We start from the raw sequence: 19,287 nt of genomic DNA, 5'->3' as shown, positions 1-19,287 counted from the left end.
TCCTTGAACAGATATCGAATGTTAATGGCTAATGGCTAATGGCTAATGGCTAATGGCTAATGGCTAATGGCTAATGGCATATTACCTAAAAAGAAAAAGGGACGCTAAGGTCCCTTTTTATCAAGTGCGTTTCAGCTTTGTAACAGTATCAAGCACCGTTTTATTGCATCGATTAGTGGAAGATGTAGTTTAGCCAACCCTGCATTCTTAATAAGACTCTTCGCATCACTGACACATGAGCAAAGTGCTCGGTATAGATAGCTGCATGACCCGAAACACCCGCCGGGAAGCGAGTTCTCACCTCATCATCTTCAAGCTTAATCAGTACTAAGGCTCTGCCTCTAACCATTAAACGGTTAGAGGAAACTAATGCTCCCGATGACTGGATCTCTCCTTCGGCCATCGCAGGTAACACCTTAGCCACCTTGCCTTTAAACACCTGACCCGGTGCACCATCTAAAATCACCTCGGCTTCGTCGCCCTCTTTCAGTCTTAACAGAGAGTTTTGCCAAAAAGCACCGACAAAAGCACGTTCTTCATCTGGTATAAAGCTTAACAAGGGTCTTAAAGGCATAGGGACAGCCACAATACCTGGGCGAAGCGCCATCTGTGTCACCATGCCATCGGCTGGAGCTTTGACCACAGTTTGTTCAAGCTCAAACAGTGCCTTTTCAAGCTCACCTTGAATGCCTGCAACCTTAGTGTTTACCCCATCGACATTTGACTCATAGGCTAAACGCACTCTTAACTCTTCAGCATTGGCGGCAGTAAGCTGCGCCTCAGATGCAAAATAAAGTTGGCGCTTGTTATCAAGCTCAAGTTCGGTAAAAGGTGAATTAACACCGCCTCGCTTACGCCCTCTCTCATAGCGTTCAAACGCGGACTTTGTTCTGTCTCTATCGGCAGTCGCTCGTGTTACAGCGGCCTTTGAGGTTTCCCATGCAGCCTCTAATTGTGGCACTTCAAGCTCTGCAGCAACCAAGGCCGCTCGCTTTTGCTTCACAATCGCTTGGAAAGGGGTTGGGTCAATCCTAAATAACACATCTCCCTTCTTTATCGGGGTGTTAGGCTCCACCTCTACCGATACAACCACGCCTCTAACAGCCGGGTTGATGGGAGTAGTGACAAAATACTCCTTCGCAAAGGGCGTATAAGGATGGTTATAGTTCATCAATAAGATCAGGGCACCTACGATGAAGATGCCACCGAGTATGGCAGTCGGTACGGTCCACTTAGTCAGCGGGATCTTAAATATTTTAAAGATCGCAATACAGATAGCGGTATAGGTCAGTACGAGTAATAAATCCATGTTACACCACCTCCCCGTCTGCTGAAGCACTGCCAGCCTGAGCACTGCTGGTTTGAGTACTGTCTGTTCGAGAATTGTCAGCCGCGCTCATCGCTTTGGGACCACGACTCGATGACTCAACCTCTGCTAATCTTTGTTCTAGTTTTCTTACGGATTCAGTCAATCCTTTCACCTCACTCTCAAGTAGCTGCTCTTTCTCGACCACCTCTTGAAATCCCCAACCGCGGTCCTCACGATAAAGGGTTGCCCAAATCCACAAAAATGGCCAAATGGCATGCAAGGTAAACAAGCTTACCCAGCCTGCAATATGCAAGGCGTCTTGCTGCGGGTGGTTACGTTTCTTAGCGATTTCATATGGGATGTCATGGATAGCTATCACCCCATAAAAGAGGAAAATCGCAACGAAGAATATAATTCCTAACGCAAAGTAATCTAAAAACACGGTGCACTCCTTTTTAAACCGTCATTTACGGCGATCGAGCCTGAACACATTCTAACAACATCATGGCAATATTGAGCATACAATTCCATTTTTTTTCACTTAAAACCGCATATTAGGGACAGCCTATTTAGTCAACAAGAGTGATCTCGCCCACACTTGCCGCTAAAACTGCCCTTGCTAAATAGGCTGCACGTTACACTAAAGAAAAATAAAAATGAGGGGACAAGAGTCCCTCTCGCTGAGTTGCTAACTTGACCGCCTTATCGGTTTAGCAACCAATAACAATCCCCTACAATCTAAAAAGGTAATCAAAATGATAGGTACAGCTTTATCTGCAAATGCTAAGCGCGCCATGTTGCTTGGCTGCGGAGAACTGGGTAAAGAAGTGGCAATCGAACTTCAGCGCTACGGTATAGAAGTCATAGGTGTTGATCGCTACCCTAACGCGCCTGCAATGCAAATCGCTCACCGCTCACATGTGATCAATATGCTCGATGCTCAGGCCTTAAAAGAGGTTATCGAGCTCGAAAAGCCTGACTTAGTTATTCCAGAGCTTGAAGCAATTGCGACACAGACTCTGGTTGAAATGGAGGCTAAAGGCGTCAATGTCGTACCGACAGCTAAAGCGACTCAACTCACCATGGACAGAGAGGGCATACGCCGCCTAGCGGCCGAGACCTTAGACATTCCAACCTCGCCATACTTCTTCTGCGATACTGAAGCTGAGTTTAACGATGCTGTTGCAACTATCGGTTTACCTTGTGTGATAAAACCTGTGATGAGCTCATCGGGTAAGGGCCAGAGCGTTATTCGCACCCAGCAACAAATTCAATCAGCCTGGCAATATGCTCAAGAAGGTGGCCGCGCGGGTAAGGGACGAGTGATTGTCGAAGGCTTTATCCCCTTTGATTACGAGATCACCTTACTCACTATTAGTGCGGTAAATGGTATTCATTTCTGCGATGCTATTGGCCATCGTCAGGAAGATGGAGATTACCGTGAATCCTGGCAGCCACAGGCGATGTCTGAAGTTGTACTCGCGAAGTCACAAGCTATCGGCAAAAAAGTCGTTGAAGCACTCGGGGGCTACGGCCTATTTGGGGTTGAGCTATTTATCAAAGGCGATGAGGTCTATTTCTCCGAAGTCTCTCCTCGCCCACATGATACAGGTATGGTAACTCTTATCAGCCAAGATCTATCGGAGTTTGCCCTGCATGTTCGTGCTATCTTGGGGCTGCCTATTAGCAATATTGCACAGCATGGTCCGAGTGCATCAGCGGTGATCTTGGCCGAAGGCACCTCACACAATATTCAGTTCTCAGGAGTGGCCGAAGCATTAGTCGATCCAAATACACAGGTGCGTTTATTTGCCAAACCAGAGATAGACGGAAAAAGACGCTTAGGTGTGGCACTCGCTAGAGATACTGATATCGACAAGGCAGTCGAAAAAGCCTTAAACGCTGCGAGCAAGATTAACGTCGTTTTATAAATAAACTTGCCAATACAAAGCCTCAAACATTTGCTAAACAGAGTTAGCATTAAGTTTGAGGCTTACATGTCTATATCATCCCAAGACGCTAATGGTCTCGAACGAGTATCGAATGGACTTGTATCGAATTAATTGCGAGCAATGTTAGGACTTCAATTAACCCTGTTATTCACTTGGCCTTGAGTAAAACTTGAAAGGTTATCAACGGCTATATCAAGCAAGTTCTGCCGAGCTTCGATGGTCGCCCAGGCATTATGGGGTGAGATACTGATATTCTTGGTACTCAATAATGGGTTATCTAGCGATGGCGGCTCTGTAGACAATACATCGACGCCTGCAAATGCTATCACTCCTTGCTCTAAGGCCGCCGACAATGCAGCTTCATCGATAAGACCACCACGGGCAGTATTAATCAAGATTGCTGAAGACTTCATCTTCTCAAGCACTGCCGCATCGATCAATTTATCGGTATCAGGAGTGAGCGGACAGTGCAGTGAAATAACATCCGACTGGCTAAATAGCGCCTCTCGCTCGGCCCATCTGCAACCATCTGGCAATTTGACTTGAGGATTACGGGTATTGACCAATACCTTCATACCAAAGGCCTGACCAATTTGAGCGACCACCTTACCAATATCACCAAAACCGATTAAACCTAAGTTCTTGCCCTTTAACGATTGCAGCGGCATAAGTGTAAAACAAAAGTCTTTCGACTCGCTCCAGATCCCGCGCTTTACGGCGTCGGTGTGCACCGCAACCTGTTGTGTGGCATGGAGTAAATGGGCAAACACCATCTGTGCTACCGCATCGGGGCCATAACCCGGCACATTGGTGACCACAATACCGAGTTCTTTCGCAGCCTCAAGATCCACAACATTGGTGCCAGTTGCCAAAATTCCAATATACTTCAGCTTAGGCAGCTGACTTAATACTTCTGCATCAAGCACAGTTTTATTGGTAAAGAGAATCTCAGCATCCTGACTACGGATGAGTACCTTTTCAGGCGCGCTACGTTCGAAGACGCTTAGCTCTCCAAACGCTGCTAATGCTTGCCAATCGAGATCACCTGGATTTAGCGTATACCCATCGAGCACAACAAGTTTCATCAAAATAACCTTAGCTAAAAAATCACTAGCTCCAAAACGTAAACTTAGCTCTAAAAGTTGGCTCTAAACCTTGTCCCTAAAAATTAGCGCTTAGAACTTAAAACTGGCGCCAATATTAGCCTGCCCTTGCCACATGATGTCCGATTGAATATTCCACAGGCAACCGTTGTTACCACAAAATAGCGCATTATCGGCATTGATAAAGGTCGCATAGCCTTTGACTTCAGCAAAAACCGAGAACGCTTCTGTTGCCTGATATTCGACGCCACCACCAATCGCCACAGAGAAACGCGTCTCGTTAGAGTAGGCTCCACCGGGTCGCATACTGGTTAAGCCTAGACTGGTTGTAATATAAGGTTTCACACTTTGCATCGGGAAGTAGAGACTACCGCCTACATGGAAATAATCCACATCCATCGAAGTAATCACACTTGGACTGAAATTATCGCCTGTTTTTAAGTCCGTTGATTGGTGGCTATAGAGCAGGTAAACATTGCCGGGGTCCTTGGTGGTGAAACCCAGCATCACGCCATAGTTTTGTGATTCGGCGACCTTAACCTTGCCTTTATCCTCCGAATCGGTACTCGAGATATCGAACTCGCTCGCACCAAAGCTATAGCCGCCAAACGGCGCGACATAAACTTCTGCCATAGCAGGTAGTGCACAAAACGAACCTAATAAAATCGCTAAGCTGGTTTTCATAATATGTCCCTATACCGTTATTATTTTGACCCAGTTATAACTAGTTATACATCACTAGCGCATACCTCTATCACCCTTAACTCTATCATAAGCTGCTTGAATATCTTGCGCTTTTGACTTTGCGATTTCCATCATTTCGGCGGGTAATCCCTTGGCAACTAGTTTATCCGGATGGTGTTCATTCATTAACTTTCTGTATGCTCGTTTGATATCCTGATCCGACATCGACTCGGACACACCCAGTAGCTTATAAGCATCTTTAATCGAAGTTTGATTGCCCGCACCACCACTTCGATGGAAGTTAAACTCAGCCTGCCAACGTGCAAGCAAGTCATCGAGTTGCTGCTGACTAAAGCCTAGTTCCTTGGCGATGATGGACAATATTGATAGCTCTTTTTGATCCAACTGAGCATCGACAAGCGCCGTCTGAATTTGGATCTCCAAAAACATCTGCAACAACTCTTTACGCCCCATAGAGATCAACCTAAAGGTTTTTAGGCAGGCGTAAATATCGAAATCGGCCTCCTTCCCCTCACGAAAAGCAGCCTGAGCATCGGCTCTTGCTTGTCCACTTAAATTAAGCTGATCCATCAGCGAAGTCGCCATACGGATATCATTTTGAGTCACTTGCCCCGATGCCTTGGCAACATGGCCCATGACCGAAAAGGTGGTATTAAAAAACAGCGCCTGACGCTTACCACCGCCCCCTAGCCCCGCCTTTTGGCTTTGCCTGCGATCATACATATGCCCAAGCCAAAGCCCAAAAATCGCGCCACCAATACGGCCAAACATAAATCCAATGATGAAACCGAAAACCTTACCCCAAATACGCATTATCTAACCTTACTTGTTTCACGTTCTTCTATTTGCGCGAGTCGTTCTATTGTTCCCACATCGCACCAATACTGTTTAAAATGAGCGCCACCAACTAGATTTTTTGCCATGGCTTGACGTAACAAAGGGGCTAACGCAAAAGCCCCGTCAGGCGTATCTTTAAATAATTCAGGGTGATATACCCCCATTCCAGAAAATGTTAGCTTATCAATTCCCTGCTCATTTACTCTGTCTGCTTGTAAAGCAAAGTCACCTTGAGGATGCTGTACAGGGTTATCGACAAGCCATAGGTGTGCAAGCGTGCCCGCCTCAAGTGGTTTAATATCCGGCAGTTCATCGATGAAGATATCTCCGTTAATAACCAGAAATGCTTCATCGCCCAATAGAGTCAGTGCTTGCTTAATACCGCCGCCTGTTTCTAGCGCCGATGTTTCTTCACTATATTGAATGTTAACTTGCCATTTACGCCCGTCACCTAATAGCTCGACCAGCTTGTGTCCAAGCCAAGCGTGATTGATCACTATCTCCGTAAAGCCTGCGGCAGCAAGTTTTTCGATGTGATAAACAATCAAAGGTTTTCCTGCTACCTCGACCAAAGGTTTAGGTAGAGAGTCAGTTAATGGCCGTAGACGTTCTCCTCGCCCAGCCGCTAAGATCATCGCTTTCATTTATAACCCTTCACTCTTTACATCAGTCTCAACATCAATCTTGGCGTTTACCGCTGGAATAATCACCTCTGCGATCCAGTTGCTCAATACCTGCAACTCAGCATAACGCCCAGCAATATCACGAATATACTCGAGCGTCAGTGGTATATCTGCCATATAGGCGGGTTTATTATCACGATAATTTAGTCTTGCAAAAATACCCGCCGCCTTAATGTGTCTCTGTATTCCCATTAAATCAAACCAGCGCTGATACTGGGCAAAACTCACAGCAGAATCGATCTGATTGGCTTTAAGACATTGCTTATAGTGTTGCTGCATTAAAGCGTCGACAGCGCTATCTGGCCAGCGAATGTAGCAGTCCCTCAGCAGCGAAACCGCATCATAGGTCACAGGCCCAATAACCGCATCTTGAAAATCGATCACCTTGAGCTGATTATTTTGCAGCATGATATTGCGACTGTGGTAGTCACGATGCATACCGACCTGTGGCTGCTCTAGAGCATTATCGACTAATAGCTTAAATGCTGCTTCTGTATGAGTTTGCACTTGCTGTGGTTCTAAATTGAGATGGTGCAGGGCTAACCATTCGGTGAAAATGGTTAATTCACGTATCACAAACTCGGCATCATATTGCGCTAAGGGGCCTGCTTGGGTGTGGGTGACTTTGGCAATATCTTTGAGTAGTTCTAAGGCTTGAGAGTAGTAGCCCTGCAAGGTGTCTTTATTGAGCACTGACAAGAGTTGCACATCCCCAAGATCGCTCAATAGCATCAGGCCCTGCGCTTTATCGCTAGCTATCACTTCGGGGACGGCTATTCCCTGTTTAGAATAACTGTCAGCTAATTGAATAAAAGGGCTAATGTCGATAAGGTTAGGCGGTGAGTCGACTACAATATAAGACAGATTATTCACTTCGACTCTAAAGTAGCGTCGGAAACTTGCGTCGCCAGATATTAACTGCGGCGATACATTTACATTAAAATACTGGTTTAGCCATGCATTTAACTGAAGAAATCTAGGATCTGACAAGGGCACCTCATGGCTCTTAAGAAGAAATTGCTTTATTATAACGACAAAATGGAAACAGCTAAGCAATTGAAAAAATTTATTTGGCTGTGTTGCCCTTATTGGCAACTTACTCCTCTTCACCGTCCGACTAAGAAATCATAATTAATTGACCTAAGATGCAGATCCGTTATTTTCTGGCCTTGAGCCTGCTTCCCCAATTAGTCTTAGCAGACGAAACCGAAACTGTAGCCGCATCGAGCTCACAGTGTGTCGTTGTACCACCAGTGAAGCCTTACGTTCCACTTTACGAGATGAATACTCCAGCTGATCTGCAGCGGATCTATATCAGCTCCGACCGCTCTGCGGCGCAAATGGGTAAACAAGCGACCTTCAATGGTGATGTCAACTTCAGCCAAGGTGGGCGTAACATCGCCGCCGATGAAGCGATTCTAGACCAACAGACTGAAGAGCTGCATGCCAATGGCAACTTAGTCTTTCAAGACGAGATGTTTACCGTAACAGCTGACTCTCTTGTCGCTAAAATGCAAAGTAATAGCGCTACGCTAAACGGGGCGCAATACTGGCTGCATGGACAACAGATCCACGGTGATGCAGAAAGACTAGAGATCACCAAAGAAAATAACCTGCTGCTATCGGGCACTAACTTCACAACCTGTCCAGGCCAAGATCCAGACTGGCTGCTTGAAGCCGATCGTATCAAGATTGATAGCACCGAAGAGTGGGGAGAGATTTGGGACGCTAAGATTAAAATCGCTGGCGTGCCGGTGATGTATGTACCGTACATGACGATTCCAGTATCGGACAAACGTAAATCTGGCTTCTTATTTCCATCATTTAGTACCAGCACCACCAACGGTGTTGAGGTTGCGACACCTTATTATTGGAATATCGCCCCAGAATATGATTTAACCTTCACCCCCAACTATATGTCGGCACGTGGCTTATTCACTAAGACCGAGTTTAGATATTTAGCCGGTGAAAAACAGCAAGGTCAGTTAAACGTTGAATACCTTGCCGATGACGACAAGCTGGTTAATAGCCCTAATCGATACCTATATCACTGGGAACATAGCGGCGCGATTAATAAAAACTGGCGCGTTTTGGCTAACTATACCGATGTCTCGGATAACAACTACTTTAATGACTTAAGTTCTGACGTTCAGCGCGCGACCGATAATCAACTTACTCGTATCGGTGAAATCAGTTATTTCGAACAAAACTGGGATTTCAGCGCTCGTGTACAAGATATTAAGGTACTGGGTGAGGAAGAAAAACCTTATCAGGTGATGCCGCAGTTTACATTTAACTATCGCGCCCCAAGCTACTGGCACGGCCTAGACTTTAATCTTTACAGTGAAGCGACAAACTTCGAGCATCAAGATAGCGAATACTCAACCGCGACTCGAGTTCATCTAGAGCCAAGCATTTCCTACCCTATCCACGGACCTGCGGGGTCATTGACCAGCGAAGTTAAGCTACTACAGACCAACTACTGGCAAGACGATGAATCGAATCTATCGACTTCGGAGCTTTCAGAACATGTGAACCGTACTCTGCCTCAGGTGCGTATTCATGGTCAGGTCAATTTTGAACGCTTTACCGATTACTTTGATACCAACTATCGTCAAACTCTTGAGCCGCAGTTTCAATACCTATACGTAGGCTACGAAGACCAATCGGACATAGGTATTTACGATACAGCCCTGTTGCAAGAGGATTACAACGGCCTATTTAGGGATCGTCGTTTCTCTGGTCTCGACCGAATAGCCGATGCTAATCAATTCACTTTAGGTTTAACCACTAAGCTATTTAACGAACAGAACCGTGAAGTATTTAAGTTCAGTTTGGGTCAGATTATCTATCTTGAAGACAGTCGTGTTGGCATCAATGATGTCACGGGCAGCAACGATACCTTTGTGCAAGAGAACACCTCCAACTCCGCAATTGCTGCAGAATTGACGACCCAGCTCTATTCCGACTGGTTCTTAAGTGGCTCGATTCAATATGATGCTAAAGAGAGCGAAAACAAGAAGAGTGAAGTCACCGTAGACTACCGTCCTGGTACCAATAAACTGCTGCAAGCGAGCTATCGTTACGTGCCAGATCTGCTAAATACCAACACTAATGAGTCGGTAGATATTAAACAAGTTGGCTTCCGTGGCGCCTGGCCGATTAATGACAGCTTATATTTAGTGGGTAACTGGTATTACGATCTAAATGAAAGCCGAGCAGTAGAAACCTACACAGGTTTTCAATATGAATCATGTTGCTGGGCTGTACGTTTGAGTTATCATTATCGCATTAAGACCAATTATATTGACGAAGATAACCCGGTACAGGATACTCGAGAACTATTCGAGAGCGGGATCTACCTAAACTTTGTTCTAAAAGGACTCGGTGGCTCTGGCCCATTAGGTGTGTCTGATATGTTGGATGACGGTCTATTTAACTACCGTAAACCACTTTATTTGAAGAATTAGCAAATAAATAACTTAAAAAAATGCTGAACCTAGCTGACGACATGCAGTCAAAGCAGGACTAAAGAATCATTAACCCGGTATGTAAATACCGTAAATGACACTCAATAAATGCCAAGGATTTTAGTGGATGAAACGCTGTAACCAATTGATTTTTGCACTTTTAACATTGGCTATGAGCCAGACGATTCAAGCTGCGCCAGAACCGCTCGACCGTGTAACAGTGCAAATAAATGAAGGGATCATTCTAGAGAGTGAAGTCACTGGCATGGTTAAGACCATCAAGGCTAATGCTGCCAATGCGGGTCAAAAATTGCCATCAGATTCTGCACTGCGCACTCAGGTTATTGAGCGTCTTATTTTAACCCGTCTGCAGCTACAGATGGCTGATAGAATTGGTCTGCATATTGGTGACTTACAGTTAGATCAAACAATCGAAAATATTGCTAAAGAGCAAAAGATTACGGTCGCTCAGATGAAAGCGCAAATTGAGAGCGAAGGCACAACATTTGCTCAATACCGTGAACAACTACGTGAAGAGATCACCCTTGGTGAGATCCAACGCATCCAAGTTCAGCGTCGCATTCAAGTGTCGCCACAAGAGATCAATAACCTAGTTAAGCTCATCAATGAGCAAGGACTAAAGGAAGTTGAGTTTCAAATTGGTCACATCCTGATTGACGTACCAGCTGATGCCAATAGCCAACAACTTGATGCAGCGAGCAAAAGATCTGCAGCAGTAATGAAACGCCTCAAAGATGGCGATGACTTTAGAAGCATCGCTATCGCTGCGTCCTCAGGTCCTAAGGCGCTTGAAGGCGGGATCTGGGACTACATGAATATCAACGAAATGCCGACTTTATTCGCTGAGGTTGTCGGAGATGCTAAAACCGGTGATATCATAGGCCCAATTAAGAGTGCATCAGGCTTCCATATCATTAAGATTATGGACGCTCGTGGCCTACAGACTAAAGAAGTGCAAGAGGTAAAATCTCGTCACATTCTACTTAAGCCTTCGCCAATCCTTTCAGAAGAACGTGCTAAGAGCATGATGGATAGATTCCTCGCTCAAGTTAAATCAGGCGAAGCCAAGTTTGAAGATTTAGCCCGCCAGTACTCTGAAGATCCTGGTTCTGCGGCTAAAGGCGGAGAATTAGGCTGGGCAGATCCGAATATCTATGTGCCAGCTTTTTCGCAAGAGTTGAATAGCCTAGAAATTGGCGAGTACAGCGAGCCATTCCGCTCGACTCATGGCTGGCATATTGTTCAATTAGAAGAAAAACGTACAACCGACGCGACCGATAAATTTAATACGAATCGAGCTCACCAGCTTATCTATCGTCGTAAATTTAATGAAGAGTTACAAAACTGGCTAGATGAAATGCGCGCTGAAGCATTTATCGATATATTTGAGCCAGAAACGAACCGAGGTTAATACTATTGTCGACTAAACGCATAGCCATCACGCCGGGTGAACCGGCGGGTGTTGGCCCAGATTTAGTGATACAACTAGCTCAGCAGGCTTGGCCTGCTGAGCTAGTCGTTTGTGCTGATCCTGAATTATTACTGTCTCGCGCCAAGAAGCTTGGACTTTCTATTCAGTTACGCCCATATCAACCAAATCAGCCTCCTAAGGCGCAAGAAGCGGGCACACTGACTATCGTGCCTTTTACGCTAGAAACTGATTCGGTATGCGGCCAGCTAAATGAAATGAATAGCGCCTATGTCGTCGATACATTAAGATTCGCCGGCGAAAAAAACATGATTGGCGAATTCGATGCTGTGGTAACAGGCCCTGTTCATAAGGGGATTATTAACCAAGCAGGTATTCCGTTTAGCGGCCACACCGAGTATTTTGCTCATCAAGCAAACTGCCAAGATGTTGTTATGATGCTAGCAGCGCCTGGTTTACAGGTTGCGCTTGTGACTACCCACATCCCATTAGCGTATGTGTCAAAAGCCATTACCCGCGACCGTTTGCATCAAATAGTCAAGATTTTACATAAAGACTTAGTCGAGAAGTTCGCGATTGAGTCACCTCGCATCTATGTGTGTGGCTTAAATCCCCATGCAGGCGAGGACGGTCATTTAGGCAGAGAAGAGATAGATACCATCATCCCTGCACTGAATGAACTGAGAGAACTCAATATGGATATCGTTGGCCCACTGCCAGCCGATACCCTGTTCCAACCTAAATACTTAGAAGATGCTGATGTCGTACTCGCTATGTACCACGATCAGGGGCTTCCAGTACTAAAATCTAGAGGATTTGGCAGTTCAGTCAATATCACTCTAGGATTACCCTATATAAGAACCTCGGTCGACCATGGTACGGCCTTAGAGCTTGCAGGCACTGGCACTGCAGATATCGGCAGTTTTGTCTGCGCATTAAATAAAGCCATTGATTTGGCTGCAAAGAATTAGTGATATAAGTTACCTCATGAGCAATAAAGTACATTTAGGCCACACGGCCAGAAAACGTTTTGGACAGAACTTCTTAACCGACGAAAATGTGATTAACCGCATCGTTGGGGCTATTTCACCGGATAACGATCATGTAATGGTTGAAATTGGTCCGGGTCTAGCCGCGTTAACTGAGCCAGTAGCAAGCGGGATCGACAAACTAATCGTTGTCGAGCTCGATAAAGATCTGGTTGAACGTCTACAAGAGCACCCAGTGCTTAAAGATAAGCTTGAGATCCATCAAGGTGACGCGCTTAAATTTGACTTCAATCAGTTAGTACGTGAAGACAAGCAGATGAAGGTGTTTGGTAACCTGCCATATAACATCTCTACACCGCTAATGTTCCACCTATTTGAGTTTGCTCAGCATATTGAAAACATGCACTTTATGCTGCAAAAAGAGGTCGTTCTACGTCTTTCTGCCGCACCTGGCACTAAAGCTTATGGTCGCCTAACGGTCATGGCTCAGTACCATTGCCAAGTGATGCCTGTTCTGGAAGTACCACCAGGATGCTTCACTCCGCCTCCAAAAGTGGACTCGGCAGTTGTGCGCTTGGTGCCGTACAAAGATAAGCCTTGGCCATGTAAAGATGTAGACTTACTAAGAAACTTGACCACGACGGCTTTCAACATGCGCCGTAAAACGCTGAGAAACAACCTTAAGCAGCTATTGTCTGATGAAGACTTTGCTGAGTTGGGTATCGACGCGACACTGAGACCGGAGCAGATCCGTGTCGATCAATATGTGGCGATGGCTAACCACGTATTTGACAAGAAGTAATCTTATTAATCCAATAAGCTACTGACGTATAAAGGGCATTAACTGCCCTTTTTTTATACCTTTTTTATAGATTATTACCTATTAATTCAGATGCTCTCCATTTATTATGGATGATTACGCTAATAGTTAAATATCTGATAACTTCACGTTTTAGGGGATAATATGAGTCAATTAGCAGCGTCTGTCAGCGTTGATGTACAAACAGCCTATATTGAAACCCAATCCTCGCCCGACGAAGATAAGTATCTGTTTAGTTACACCATTACGATATCCAACCTAAGTAATGAAGAGCTCACCCTCAAGAGCCGTCATTGGTGCATCACTGACGCCGATGGCCGAAAAAGCGAAGTTCATGGCGCAGGTGTGGTGGGCGAGACCCCAACGATTAAACCTAATAGCAGCTACGAATATACCAGTGGCACAGTACTTGAAACGCCGCTTGGTGTAATGGAAGGCAGTTACACCATGGTCGATAGCGACGGCAATGAATTTGAAGCGCCTATCTCCGCCTTTCGTTTATCTATACCAGGCTTGCTTCACTAAAAATAACATCTAGGTAAAAATGGCAAATTATTTTGTAGGCGATATACAAGGCTGCTTCGATGAGTTAATGCGACTTCTCGATAAGGTCGCGTTTAATCCATCCAAAGATAACTTATGGGCAGTAGGTGATCTCGTAGCTAGGGGGCCGGGCTCTCTGGAAACCCTGCGCTTCTTTAAGTCTTTATCTGGCTCAGCAAGAGTCGTTTTAGGCAATCACGATCTACATCTACTCGCCATTCATGGAAAGTTAAAGCGAGCCAATCCAAAAGATCATTTAACCGCCCTGCTTGCAGCAGAAGACATTAATAATATTATCGGCTGGCTGAGACTGCAGCCTCTCTATCAGGAATGGCCTGAGCAACAGCTTATTATGACCCATGCAGGCGTACCACCCGATTGGGATCTTGCCACTTTGCATACTGAAGCCGATCGAGTCAGCGAGATCCTTAAGTCTGAGAACTACCTGCACGACTTAGTCAGCGAAATGTACACTAACTCAGTTGACCAATACCACTCGTCCCTGTCGCCGCTAGAAAGGCAGATCTTTTGTATCAACGCCTTGACGCGCATGCGCTACCTTAAACAAGATGGTCGCTTGGACTTCGACTGTAAATCTCCAATTCAAAACTGTAACCATGCCGAACTGACACCTTGGTTCGAACTTGAGTCCAAATTACCTGCCGACTATACCTTAGTCTTTGGTCATTGGGCCGCCATAATGGGACAAACGAATCACCCTAATCGCATAGGCTTAGATACGGGTTGTTGTTGGGGCGAACATATGACCCTGTGGCATTTGGAGTCAAACCAGAAAATCACTCAAGAGAAATTAAAAGACGTTAAAAGAAGTTAAAAAAGAGTTAAGCTATTGCAACATTTGCCGATAAACTACTCGAGGCCCATGTCAGGCTGGTGCAGAGAATTGGATAAAAATAATAATAAAATGGAGCTCCTATGAAGTTAAATGTAGCCACTAGGGTAATCGCTGGGTTTACGGTCGTCACCATACTACTGCTCGTTCTGGGTGCAGCTTCTTGGTTAACTAACAACCAACTTAAAACCAGTACTCAAGTTCTGCAAGAGCTAAGCCTACCTGCGCTTGAATCAAGTAGCTTACTTTCACAGACACTCTCCGAACAGGAGAAACTGATTTTAGTGGCTTATCACAGCCAAAATAACAGTGAGATTTCTGAGGTCGACTCTCAATATTCGGCTACGAACCAGACATTTAATAGAGAGCTGAGCAAACTCAGCGCATTAGTGAGTAACAACACAGAGCTTAATAATGTTATTCAAACTCTCAAAGCGCAATACACTCAATTCAATAGCACCAGCAATGAGATGATCGCCACCCGTGAAGCCGAGCTCGTGACAGGTAAGAAGATTGCGGGTCAATATGACGATATCGAAATTGCGGTCGATGATAGCGCCTCACTTTTACTTGATTTGATTGATTTGGAGATGAGCGAAGATGTGGTCGACCAAGAAGTCGCTGCCAACGCAAGTAACTTAGATCTCAGTTTTAGTAACATAGCTAGCACCAGTTTTGACCTTATCGGCAGCACAGATATTGCTAAATTCGACACCATCTCAAAAGAGCTAGACTATATCGTCAGTGACACCAAGAGTAAGCTCGATTATGTCAGCAACCACTGGGATGGCGTGGTCGATGCGGAGCTTATCGAAGAGATCAATACCGAAGCCGCTAAAATCTTTAGTATGGTTCAAAGCAAGAACTCACTCATTACATTAAAACGCCAAGAGATTGAGCTTCATCGTCGCGCAGCCGTTTTACTGACAAACATTGAGCTAACAGCAGCTAATGTCAATGAACAGATGAAAGCGTTGACGACGAACATCGAAACCATCTCTCGTGACATTAGCAGCGACGCCATTAACAACATAGATAACGCGAGTATGCGTACAATCGTGTTGATGTTGCTAGCCATTCTTGTTGCTATTGTTGTCAGTGTCGCGGTCGTGCGTCCCCTTACTCGCTCACTCGATAAGATTAACCACGCCTTAAATGTGCTGGCATCGGGTGATTTAACCCATAAACTAGACGACTCTGGCCATGATGAATTTGCCAAGTTGTCGGCAAACTGCAATAAACTGGTAGATAGCTTACGCAGTCTTATTCAAGGAATTTTAGATCGCTCAGATCAACTCGCCGCTGCCGCTGAAGAAACCTCGGCAATTACGGCACAGACCACTGTCGGTATCCAAGAGCAAAAGAGCCAAGTCGATCAAGTCGCTACCGCGACGACTCAATTAAGCTCTAGCGCGCAGCAGGTTAATGCTAGTGCCGATGAGGCTCTAAGCCAAATTAAAGCTGCCGATGATGAAAGCCAACATATGCGCCTCATTGCTAACGAAAATAAGCGTACTATTCTTGCCCTAGCCGATGAAGTCGCTAAAGCCAGCGTTGTCATTAACAAGGTACATGCCGATAGCGCCTCCATTGGCTCCATACTCGATGTCATTCGCGGCATTGCAGAGCAGACTAATCTACTTGCTCTTAATGCCGCTATCGAAGCTGCACGAGCAGGAGAGCAAGGACGAGGCTTTGCAGTTGTCGCCGATGAGGTACGTAGCCTTGCCTCTAGAACTCAAGACTCTACCCAAGAGATCCAGCAGATGATTGAAGTGTTGCAGCAAGGTACGCAAGAAGCAGTATCGGTTATGGACCTAGGACGCTCTCAGGCGAGCTCTTGCGTCGAGAAAACTGAACAAGCAAATAACGCACTAGAAAGTATTAGCGATGCTGTACATCGCGCTCATGACTCAGGAACGCATATTGTTCACGCCGCCCAAGAGCAGAACTTGGTAAGCCAGCAGGTATCAGAAAAGCTTGAGCATATTGCGGCTATCTCAGAAGAAACCTCGACAGGTGCAGACCAGACAGCGCAATCAAGCCATCAAGTCGCTCAGCTAGCCGAAGAGCTACAAGCCTCGGTCAAAGAGTTTAGAGTCTGATAATTATTACTTTTATTAATCAGTAACATGCAAAGTCAGAAATAGAAAAGGCGCTAGATATAGCGCCTTTTCTATTTCTTTAAAACACTGGCCATACAACAAGCAAAAAAATACTGGGACAAGCCCAGTATTTTTTAGCATAACCTTATCGATATTAGCTTAACCGCCAGCAATACGGTCTTTAATTGCGGCAGTAATATCACTGCCACCATGACCATTGCTCTCAGCCCATGCAACAATGGTTTGCCCATCAGCTTCTGCATTGCCGAGCTCCGACGCAGGAAGTCGCTTAGCCACGAATGTGCCAACCTTGCTTGAACCACTTTTTAAAGCCGTTCTTAACAGGCTATCGCCGCCACAGGAAACACCTTTGTAGATATTGCGTAGCTTTACACGGCTCTCTTTAAGCTTTTTACGCAGACGGTTTTTATCATCAGTCTGAACATAATTACAGATATTTGCAGCCAATTGATCTTGATTAGCTAGCGCAGTAGATGAAACAGAAATTGAAGATGCCACGATTAGTGTAGCGATGCTCAAAGGCAACAAGCGCATCGGTCACTCCTTATTTTTAGTTTTTATTTATAGAAAAGTAGCGCTATCTAGTAGCCTGCTTATCTTTTTAGGGGGTACTAAACAACCCTTAAGAATTTAACATTCTTTTACCAATTTGATAAAGCCATATTCAACACCTTTAGCGTTTTTCGCAACATCTCGAGAAACTTCTTGCCAGCTACCATCATCCCACTCAGGGAAATAGGTATCTCCATCGACAGTTAAATTGATTTCAGTGAGATAAAGGATGTTGGCCTGAGGAAGTAACATCTCATACAGTTGACCGCCGCCCATCACCACTAACTCATCACAATCGCCCGCGGCTACCTTAGCCTCTTCAAAGCTGCTAACCCTTGTAACCCCATCAATAACCAAATCTGTTTGACGGCTGATGACGATATTATGACGACCTGGTAACGGGCGACCAATCGACTCATAGGTCTTTCTTCCCATAACGACGGGCTTACCTAAGGTCATCGCTTTAAAGTGTCGTAAATCTTCTGGGAGATGCCATGGCATTTGATTATCTTTACCAATAACGCGGTTATTTGCCATCGCGGCAATCATAGCTATTTTCATGATACTTCCCTTTTTTATGGGTCTAATGTGAAGCAAAATTTGACACAACTGCCCCGTTGGCTCGAAAAATTTAAGTTATTTGATGACTGGACGAGATCGGAAATAGAGCAGACTCGGCATGGCTAATCCCACCGAAAGCGCACCGAGAATAAATACGGTTTTAAGGCCGTTACTGACCACCTGATAAATCAGCTCAGGGCTCATATCTGCCTGTGCTGTTAATTGCACTAAGCCTATAACGGTATTAAAGGCGTAAGTGCCCGGGATCATAGGAATGATCGCCGCAACGGCATACATCAAAGGGGGAGCTAAGTGTTTCTTGGCGAAGGCAATCGTGACAATCCCCACCAGAGCCGCCGCTAAGAATGTCGCCCACTCAATAGGCAAGCCAAAGCTTAACCACATGGTACGACTACCGTGTCCCATCGCCGCAGCCATAGCACAATAAGGCAGGAATCGGCGCGGAACATTAAACACCATGGCGAAACCTATTGCCGGAATAGCAGAAAAAATCGCATCATTGAGCATGGTTAAGATAAGCGTCACCATTAAAACAATCCACCTATCTGCATCGCAATGGTTATGCCGATCACTGACGCAACGGTTAATAAAGTGGCGTGTCCCCAGCGCGAGATCCCCACGTTGAGATGGCCTTTTACCATATCAGAGATAGCGTTAATCATTGGAAAACCGGGGACTAACATCAATACGCTCGCAGCCATAGGCAGTTTTGGCGTATCGGTTAAATCAAACTGGTAACCGGTTTGTGCGACTAGGGTCGTCACGAAAGCAGTGATGCTGAAGTTAAGCAATAAGTTAAAGTGACGCTTAGCGATAGATAAGCGCACAAACATACCAACAGCAGAAGCTAAAAAGGTGATCAAACAAGCCACTAAGTCACCACCAAAAAGGTGGCAAAAGCTCGCACATGATAGGCCTATCATGGGCACTACAAATCTAGCAGGATAAGTTTTGGGCTGGATTCGACCAACACGCTTGCGTACTTCAGATAGGCCGTAAATACCTTTTTCGGTCAGTAAGCAGATGCGTTGTAATTCACAAACCACGGTCATATTGATGCCATGCTCGCGAATACGTCGTGTCGTTGTGATGCAGCGACCGACAGAAAGACTGGTTAAAACGAGGGAATTAGAGGAGATGGATATCTCGACACTTTCTAAACCTAAGGCGTGGCCTAAGCGCTGAGTGATCTCTTCAACGAGATCAGATTCAGCGCCATAAGCTAAAAGAAGTTGAGCAACCCTAACGACTTGACGAGTAATGTCATTTTGCGTTGTAGCGTACACCTTTTTTCAACTTCCCTTTCTGCAAAT

The 19,287-nt window shown here is 45.4% G+C and carries 19 protein-coding genes; 8 read left to right on the top strand and 11 right to left on the bottom strand.

What is annotated here, in order from left to right; translation table 11 throughout:
* Positions 1 to 172: 172 nt before the first annotated feature.
* Positions 173 to 1,309 carry an HlyD family secretion protein gene (locus Q1A86_RS00925; RefSeq protein WP_299801825.1) on the bottom strand — a complete coding sequence of 379 codons (1,137 nt, stop codon included), beginning with the start codon at positions 1,307 to 1,309 and terminating at the stop codon, positions 173 to 175.
* A gap of 1 nt (position 1,310) precedes the next feature.
* The gene (locus tag Q1A86_RS00920; RefSeq protein ID WP_299801823.1) at positions 1,311 to 1,751 is read right to left on the bottom strand and encodes a DUF3302 domain-containing protein; all 441 of its coding nucleotides are present in this window, start codon (positions 1,749 to 1,751) and stop codon (positions 1,311 to 1,313) included.
* 313 nt (positions 1,752 to 2,064) lie between these two features.
* Here Q1A86_RS00920 and purT point away from each other — a divergent pair, with 313 nt between their 5' ends.
* On the top strand, positions 2,065 to 3,240 hold the full coding sequence (gene purT, locus Q1A86_RS00915) for a formate-dependent phosphoribosylglycinamide formyltransferase (RefSeq protein WP_299801821.1): 1,176 nt from the start codon (positions 2,065 to 2,067) through the stop codon (positions 3,238 to 3,240).
* A gap of 152 nt (positions 3,241 to 3,392) precedes the next feature.
* On the opposite strand, the gene Q1A86_RS00910 is transcribed toward purT, so the two are convergent.
* The 5 genes from Q1A86_RS00910 to Q1A86_RS00890 form a co-directional block, all read right to left on the bottom strand.
* Positions 3,393 to 4,346: a D-2-hydroxyacid dehydrogenase gene (locus Q1A86_RS00910; RefSeq protein WP_299801820.1), complete on the bottom strand. Its 954-nt coding sequence runs from the start codon at positions 4,344 to 4,346 to the stop codon at positions 3,393 to 3,395.
* Between the two features lie 90 nt (positions 4,347 to 4,436).
* Complete coding sequence (locus Q1A86_RS00905; RefSeq protein ID WP_299801818.1) at positions 4,437 to 5,048, bottom strand: outer membrane beta-barrel protein; 612 nt, start codon at positions 5,046 to 5,048, stop codon at positions 4,437 to 4,439.
* A 54-nt stretch (positions 5,049 to 5,102) separates the two neighbouring features.
* A complete protein-coding gene (gene djlA, locus Q1A86_RS00900) occupies positions 5,103 to 5,882 on the bottom strand; it encodes a co-chaperone DjlA (RefSeq protein WP_299801816.1) in 780 nt (259 codons plus the stop codon).
* Entirely contained in the window at positions 5,882 to 6,550 is a 669-nt protein-coding gene (murU, locus tag Q1A86_RS00895) for an N-acetylmuramate alpha-1-phosphate uridylyltransferase MurU (RefSeq protein WP_299801815.1), read from the bottom strand. The genes djlA and murU overlap by 1 nt, the downstream gene beginning before the upstream one ends.
* Positions 6,551 to 7,585, bottom strand: coding sequence for a phosphotransferase (locus tag Q1A86_RS00890; RefSeq protein WP_299801814.1), 1,035 nt, complete (start codon positions 7,583 to 7,585; stop codon positions 6,551 to 6,553). It abuts the gene before it with no gap.
* A 149-nt stretch (positions 7,586 to 7,734) separates the two neighbouring features.
* Here Q1A86_RS00890 and lptD point away from each other — a divergent pair, with 149 nt between their 5' ends.
* From lptD to Q1A86_RS00855, 7 genes are all read left to right on the top strand, one after another.
* On the top strand, positions 7,735 to 10,059 hold the full coding sequence (gene lptD, locus Q1A86_RS00885) for an LPS assembly protein LptD (protein ID WP_299801813.1): 2,325 nt from the start codon (positions 7,735 to 7,737) through the stop codon (positions 10,057 to 10,059).
* Positions 10,060 to 10,186: 127 nt separating this feature from the next.
* Positions 10,187 to 11,491: a peptidylprolyl isomerase SurA gene (gene surA / locus Q1A86_RS00880; protein WP_299801811.1), complete on the top strand. Its 1,305-nt coding sequence runs from the start codon at positions 10,187 to 10,189 to the stop codon at positions 11,489 to 11,491.
* Between the two features lie 5 nt (positions 11,492 to 11,496).
* Positions 11,497 to 12,480: a 4-hydroxythreonine-4-phosphate dehydrogenase PdxA gene (pdxA, locus tag Q1A86_RS00875; RefSeq protein ID WP_299801810.1), complete on the top strand. Its 984-nt coding sequence runs from the start codon at positions 11,497 to 11,499 to the stop codon at positions 12,478 to 12,480.
* Between the two features lie 16 nt (positions 12,481 to 12,496).
* Positions 12,497 to 13,300: a 16S rRNA (adenine(1518)-N(6)/adenine(1519)-N(6))-dimethyltransferase RsmA gene (rsmA, locus tag Q1A86_RS00870; protein ID WP_299801809.1), complete on the top strand. Its 804-nt coding sequence runs from the start codon at positions 12,497 to 12,499 to the stop codon at positions 13,298 to 13,300.
* A 162-nt stretch (positions 13,301 to 13,462) separates the two neighbouring features.
* Positions 13,463 to 13,843, top strand: coding sequence for a Co2+/Mg2+ efflux protein ApaG (gene apaG / locus Q1A86_RS00865; protein WP_299801808.1), 381 nt, complete (start codon positions 13,463 to 13,465; stop codon positions 13,841 to 13,843).
* Positions 13,844 to 13,862: 19 nt separating this feature from the next.
* Positions 13,863 to 14,696 carry a symmetrical bis(5'-nucleosyl)-tetraphosphatase gene (locus tag Q1A86_RS00860; protein WP_299801806.1) on the top strand — a complete coding sequence of 278 codons (834 nt, stop codon included), beginning with the start codon at positions 13,863 to 13,865 and terminating at the stop codon, positions 14,694 to 14,696.
* Positions 14,697 to 14,797: 101 nt separating this feature from the next.
* Entirely contained in the window at positions 14,798 to 16,819 is a 2,022-nt protein-coding gene (locus Q1A86_RS00855; protein ID WP_299801804.1) for a methyl-accepting chemotaxis protein, read from the top strand.
* 159 nt (positions 16,820 to 16,978) lie between these two features.
* On the opposite strand, the gene Q1A86_RS00850 is transcribed toward Q1A86_RS00855, so the two are convergent.
* From Q1A86_RS00850 to Q1A86_RS00835, 4 genes are all read right to left on the bottom strand, one after another.
* Positions 16,979 to 17,374 (bottom strand): DUF3718 domain-containing protein, encoded by a 396-nt coding sequence (locus Q1A86_RS00850; RefSeq protein ID WP_299801803.1) that lies wholly within the window; start codon positions 17,372 to 17,374, stop codon positions 16,979 to 16,981.
* A gap of 96 nt (positions 17,375 to 17,470) precedes the next feature.
* A complete protein-coding gene (gene folA, locus Q1A86_RS00845; protein ID WP_299801800.1) occupies positions 17,471 to 17,953 on the bottom strand; it encodes a type 3 dihydrofolate reductase in 483 nt (160 codons plus the stop codon).
* 75 nt (positions 17,954 to 18,028) lie between these two features.
* Positions 18,029 to 18,502 carry a threonine/serine exporter family protein gene (locus Q1A86_RS00840; protein ID WP_299801798.1) on the bottom strand — a complete coding sequence of 158 codons (474 nt, stop codon included), beginning with the start codon at positions 18,500 to 18,502 and terminating at the stop codon, positions 18,029 to 18,031.
* Positions 18,502 to 19,260: a threonine/serine exporter family protein gene (locus Q1A86_RS00835; RefSeq protein WP_299801796.1), complete on the bottom strand. Its 759-nt coding sequence runs from the start codon at positions 19,258 to 19,260 to the stop codon at positions 18,502 to 18,504. The genes Q1A86_RS00840 and Q1A86_RS00835 overlap by 1 nt, the downstream gene beginning before the upstream one ends.
* Between the last annotated feature and the right edge of the window lie 27 nt (positions 19,261 to 19,287).

Source organism: uncultured Shewanella sp. (assembly GCF_947497935.1).
Taxonomy (GTDB): domain Bacteria; phylum Pseudomonadota; class Gammaproteobacteria; order Enterobacterales; family Shewanellaceae; genus Shewanella.
Note: the sequence above shows the minus strand (reverse complement) of the source record. Positions and strands in the feature narration are given on the sequence as shown.